Consider the following 4,890-nt stretch of genomic DNA (forward strand, 5'->3'; position numbering starts at 1 on the left):
CACCAGCGTCTTCCCCCGGCACCACCGGGAGATCGACTCCCACAGCTCGTCCTCGGTGAGCGGGTCGACCGAGGCTGTCGGCTCGTCCATCAGCACGACCCAGGCGTCGACGACGAGGGCCCGCGCGAGCGCGAGGCGCTGCCGCTGCCCCCCGGACAGGCCAGCTCCCGCCTCCCCCAGACGCCGATCGAGGGCCGAGTCCCCCAACTCGTCACGGAGTCCGACGGCGTCCAGCGCGTCGAGCAGGAGCCCGTCGGGGGCGTCGGGCGCCCCCGTCCGGAGGTTCTCCGCGATCGAGCCGGCGAACAGCAGGGGATTCTGGGCGGCCAGGCTCACCCGGCGTCGACCGGGTGCGGTGAGGAGCTCCGCGGTGGGCACGCCCCCGAGCGTCACCTCTCCGACGGGCGGCGTCCTCACCCCGGCGATCAGCTCGAGCAGGGTCGTCTTGCCCGATCCGGACTCCCCCACCAGGGCGACGGTCGCGCTCTCCGGGACCCGGAACGAGACCTGTCGGAGAGTGCTCGCCCGCCCCCGGTGTCCGAAGTCGACGCCGTCGACCACGACAGCGCGATCCCGCGGCTCCCGGCCGGTCACAGTGGTCAGGTCCACCGGGGCCAGGTCGAGCTGCTCCTCGACCGCACGGGCACTCGCCGCCGCCAGGGGAAGGGAGTGCATCCGGTAGAAGAGCGTGACGAGCGGAACGGTGTAGGCCGGGGCCAGGACGATGAACAGCAGGAACGTGTCCACATCCAGCCGGCCGGCGGCGAGCAACCAGGCCCCGAGCACCGCGACGACCGCCGGTGTGGCGGTGACCAGGGGAGAGAACCAGGCGCCCCACCGCAGGAACGCCGCGCCCCACGCGGACTGGAGGCTCGCGGTGTGTCGGATCGCGGACACGGCCGTGGACCCGGGCGTCCGGGCACCGAAGACCCTGCTCTCCGCGAGCGCCGTGAGCTGGTCCATCATCGCCCGTCCCATCGCCGCGTTCGCCACGACGAACTCGCCCATCCGGTGGGCGTTGGACCGCATCGCCCGCCGCATCGTCCAGAAGGCCAGCGGGGCCACCGCGGCGCACGCCAGCGCCAACCGCCAGTCCTCACCCAGAAGCCACACCGTCATGACGAGCCACACCGTCACACTGGCCGCGAACTCCGGCACACCGTGCGCGAGGATTCCCTCGAGCCGCTCGACCTCCTCCCCCGCGGCTGAGCGGGCGGAGGCCGTGTGCCCGTCCGACAGGTCGGACAGATCCGCCCCGGACCATGCTTCTCCGAGGGCGATGCGGATCCGAGCGATCACGTCGAAGGCGGCCCGGTGCGCCAGTGCTGTGGCCGCGCCGAAGGTGACGTAGGTGACGACGACGCCCGCAGCCGCGAGAGCGACCGCCTGCGCAGCCGCCAGCCCCCCGTCGCCCACCACCAGGTGCACGAGCAGTCGGTAGACGGCGTAGGGCACCGCGAGCTCCGCGAAGGCCGAGACCACGGCGAGCGCCACCGCGGCCACGAGCAGGCGACGGGACCCGCCGAGGTGGGGGCGCACCACTCGCGGCACGGCCCGATAGTCGAATCCCGAGGCACTCACTGCGGCTCACTAGTCATGTAGCGGTTCCGGGTTCGCTACCCGGTCGGGGCGAGAGGTTCCGCGGTGAGGACGAATCGCCAATCGCTCCGATGAGTTGGGGCTCATGCGACATGACCTCACCTCTCGACACTCGCGGCAAGACGCCGTCCGATTCCGACAACGCGCAACACCGATGACTCTATTGATAATGAGACTCATTATCAATAGAGTCATCGAGGTTGCGGATCTCCTCCCACTCAAGGGGCCGAACCACCCGCCGTCGTCACACAACTTGGAGCCCCGATGCCATCACCCACCCCCACGGCCGTCGAGGTCGCCGTGATCGGTGCCGGACCGGCCTGCCTCACCGCAACCCTCGTCCTGGGACGACAGAAGCGACGCGTCGTGCTGGTCGACTCCGGCCAGCCGCGCAACGCGCCCGCGACCGAGATGCACATGTACCTCGGTCTCGACGGCCGGCCTCCCGAGCAGTTACGGAGCGTGGGGATGGAAGAGGTCGCCGCCCATCCGAACGTCGAGATCGTGCACTCCACCGTGACGGACCTCGAGGTGGCCGACTCCGACACGCCGATCCGACTCTCAACGTCGGACGGTGGAGCCTTCCTGGCCGAGCGACTCCTGGTCACCGCCGGAGTCCGCGACGACGTGAGCGGTATCCCCGGTGTGGCGGAGCGCTTCGGACAAGGGGTCTTCCACTGCCCGTTCTGCCACGGCCACGAGGTCGACGGGCGGCGGCTCGCCGTCCTCACCGACGCCCCGGAGAACCCCGCCCAACCGGGGTTGCAGGCGGTCTATCTCGCCACCCACTTCTCCCGCGATGTCACCCTGCTCACCAACGGCCATCCGGTCCCCGACGAGATCCACGGGATCCTCTCGCGCAACGGCGTCGGCGTCGATCACCGTCCCGTCACCGGGGTCGCCGGGACCGACGGCGCCCTCACTGTCTCGGCCGGTGGCGAGGAGCTCACATTCGGAGCGGTGTTCCACACGCCTCGCGAGCAGCCACGCCACTCCGTTCTCGGGCTCGATGTCGAGACGGAGGGCGCTCCCATCCTGGTGGACTGGCAACAGCGCACGTCCGACCCGCGCGTGTTCGCGGCCGGCGACTGCGCCCGCCGTCGCGACGATCCCGTCCCGCTCGCCTTCGTGGCCCGCGCCGTCGCCGCCGGGCAGGCCGCGGCGCTGTGGATCGACCAGGACCTCTTCCGCGTCCAGGCCGGTCTCGGCTGACGCGTCCCCACCCCACCCCCATCTCCACCCACTCACCTAAGGACCACCACGCTCATGGATCGCCGCGGTTTCCTCCGTCACCGGTGCCGTCACCGGTGCCGTCACCGGCGCCGGACTCACCCTGGGCGCCTGCGCCACCGAGGACGGAAGTGGAGACGGCACCGGTGCCGGTTCGGGTTCCACCGGAGCGGGGCGCACCGTCCGGGTGGCCGCGATGGTCCCCCCGGGGGACACGCTCGACCCCGCCGCCGCGACCTCTCCGGGAGCGTGGGTCGGCATCTTCGCGGTATACGACTCTCTGGTCGTCCTCCTCGACAACGAGCCGGTACCGCAACTGGCCGAGTCGATCACCTCGAACGACTCGGCCGATGTGTGGACGGTCCGCCTCCGGCCCGACGCCACCTTCTCGGACGGCTCGTCGGTGACCGCCGAGGACGCCCTCGCCTCGCTGGTCTACACGGCCGCCTCCCCGATGGCCGGGTCCTTCCTCGCCCCGCTCGACACCGAGGCATCCCGCGCGGTCGACGAGCACACGCTCGAGCTGCACCTCAGCGCTCCGCGGGCCGACTTCGTCGAGGCGGTCCTTGCCCCCCAGAGCGCCGTGTTCAAGGGCGGCGACCCCGGAGCCGGTATCGGATCGGGTCCGTTCGTCCTCGACTCCGGATCGGCCGAGGACGGATGGGTCTTCACGCCCAATGACCATCACCCGGGCGTCGGCATCGACCGACTCGAGGTGCGGTCGATCCCGGACCCCGATGCTCGAGCCCGCGCTGTGGTCTCCGGCGACGTCGACTACGCCAACGACCTCCCGGTCACCGCCGCGCGCACGGTGACCGATTCGGCCCGGATCACCGAGGGTGGCCCGGCGGACTCCAAGGCGCTGGGCCTCATCCTCAACACCCGCGTCGCGCCGTTCGACGACGAGCGGGTCCGGACGGCGTTCAAGCTGCTGGTCGACCGGGAAAGCCTCGTCAGCACTGTCCTCGGCCAAGGCGCTGTCGTGGGCGAGGACGTCCTGGGCAAGGGCATCAGCGGCTACCCCGACGACCTTGCCGAGGTCACCCGGGACGTGGCCCGGGCGCGGACCATCCTCGAGGAGGCAGGGGTCGAGGAGCTGACCCTGGTGACCTCTGACGTGGTCCCCGGCCTCGACGACGCCGCCGAGCTCCTGGTCACCCAGGCCCGCGAGGCCGGACTCACCCTCACTCTCGACCGCCGGGACCCGGCGGCCTACTTCGCCGACATCCCGGGCCTGATGAAGCTGCCGCTGTTCTCCATCTACTGGGTCAACCGCTCGACTGCCACGGCGCTGCCGTTCACCACGGGTTCGGCAGGCGGCTTCAACCTCGACGGATTCGGTGCCGATGCGGCCTGGGACCGGCGTCTGGCCGACGCTGCGGCGATCACCGACGACGCCGAACGCCAGGCGGCGGTCTCCCGGCTCGCCGTGGAGGTGTCCGAACAGGGTGGCCAGCTCATCTGGGGGTACCAGCCGTTTCTCAACGCGACCACCGATGCCGCCGGTGACGTCCCCTCGAGCCAGTCCGCGCCGTTCTTCGGGTCCCGCGCCGACTGATGACGCCCAGACGCGCCGGGGTGAGGATCGCCCAGACGCTCCTCACCTTCGCGGTCACCGTCGTGCTGGCCTTCTGGTTGGTCGACACGCTCCCCGGGGACGCCGCGACGGCCTCGTTCGTCACCACCGACGCGTCCTGGCTCACCCGCCGACGCGCCGAACTCGGTCTCGACATCCCTGTCGCCGAGAGGTTCGTCGAGTGGCTGGGTGGGATGGCCAGGGGTGACCCCGGCCTCTCCGCCTCGGGCATCCCCGTCGTCGACCAGATCCGCGAGCCACTGGCGCGGACCGGTCTCCTGATGCTCGCGGCGATCCCCGTGGCCGTGGTGGCCGGACTCGGTGGCGGAGTACTCACAGGAGCCCGCGCCGGGTCCCGCACGGACCGGACGGCCTCGCTCACCGCCGCCGTGGTGCTCGCGACCCCCGAGTTCGTCCTGGCGGTGATCCTCGTGACGATCTTGTCCATCCAACTCGGTCTGCTCCCGCCGGTCTCACTGGTCCCG

General features: G+C 71.2%; 4 protein-coding genes. 3 read left to right on the forward strand and 1 reads right to left on the reverse strand.

Annotation, left to right across the window (positions count from 1 at the left end; translation table 11 throughout):
- Positions 1 to 1,581, reverse strand: a 1,581-nt coding sequence (locus G6018_RS14215; RefSeq protein WP_182639963.1) for an ABC transporter ATP-binding protein, incomplete at its 3' end; no start/stop codon positions are given.
- 282 nt (positions 1,582 to 1,863) lie between these two features.
- Between G6018_RS14215 and G6018_RS14220 the strand changes: the two genes are divergently transcribed.
- From G6018_RS14220 to G6018_RS14230, 3 genes are all read left to right on the forward strand, one after another.
- Positions 1,864 to 2,811, forward strand: coding sequence for an NAD(P)/FAD-dependent oxidoreductase (locus tag G6018_RS14220; protein ID WP_182639964.1), 948 nt, complete (start codon positions 1,864 to 1,866; stop codon positions 2,809 to 2,811).
- A gap of 214 nt (positions 2,812 to 3,025) precedes the next feature.
- Positions 3,026 to 4,387 (forward strand): ABC transporter substrate-binding protein, encoded by a 1,362-nt coding sequence (locus G6018_RS14225; RefSeq protein WP_182639965.1) that lies wholly within the window; start codon positions 3,026 to 3,028, stop codon positions 4,385 to 4,387.
- On the forward strand, positions 4,387 to 4,890 hold a 504-nt coding region (locus G6018_RS14230), incomplete at its 3' end, for an ABC transporter permease (RefSeq protein WP_182639966.1). The genes G6018_RS14225 and G6018_RS14230, both read left to right, overlap by 1 nt.

Source organism: Dietzia sp. DQ11-44, from assembly GCF_014145205.1.
GTDB lineage: Bacteria > Actinomycetota > Actinomycetes > Mycobacteriales > Mycobacteriaceae > Dietzia > Dietzia natronolimnaea.

Coding starts and splice junctions, on each gene's coding strand:
- G6018_RS14220 (WP_182639964.1), top strand. CDS start 1,864: ATGCCATCACCCACCCCCACGGCCGTCGAGGTCGCCGTGATCGGTGCC.
- G6018_RS14225 (WP_182639965.1), top strand. CDS start 3,026: ATGGTCCCCCCGGGGGACACGCTCGACCCCGCCGCCGCGACCTCTCCG.